The sequence below is a fragment of the Paraburkholderia sp. SIMBA_053 genome, assembly GCF_046534895.1.
Taxonomy (GTDB): Bacteria; Pseudomonadota; Gammaproteobacteria; order Burkholderiales; family Burkholderiaceae; genus Paraburkholderia; species Paraburkholderia caledonica.
Genome location: NZ_JAWRXU010001181.1, coordinates 1 through 254 on the forward strand (window position 1 = coordinate 1; position 254 = coordinate 254).

The 254-nt window shown below is 71.7% G+C and carries 1 protein-coding gene; it reads left to right on the plus strand.

The genetic code is table 11. From position 1 onward, the window contains the following. Window positions 1–254 (plus strand): autotransporter domain-containing protein (locus SB753_RS39365; protein WP_410805461.1); only part of this gene is annotated, 254 nt, incomplete at both ends.

The following is a 254-nucleotide window of genomic DNA, read 5'->3' on the forward strand; positions in this document are numbered from 1 at the left end:
GGCGAGGACCGCGCCTACGCCGGCATCGCCGGGCAGGGCGACCGGGCGCGCAACCGGCAGGCGCAGGCGCAGGTATATGGAGGCTGGAGCGATGGCGCGGCGTATGCGATGGTCCGCGCCGGCAGCGGCCAGTACCAGCGCGATCTGGACCGGCAACTGCTGCTGGGCGATGCCGCGTTCGGCGTGAACAGCCGATACGACGGCCGTTTCGACAGCGCCGGCATCGAGGGCGGCTATCGCTTCGGCATGGGTTC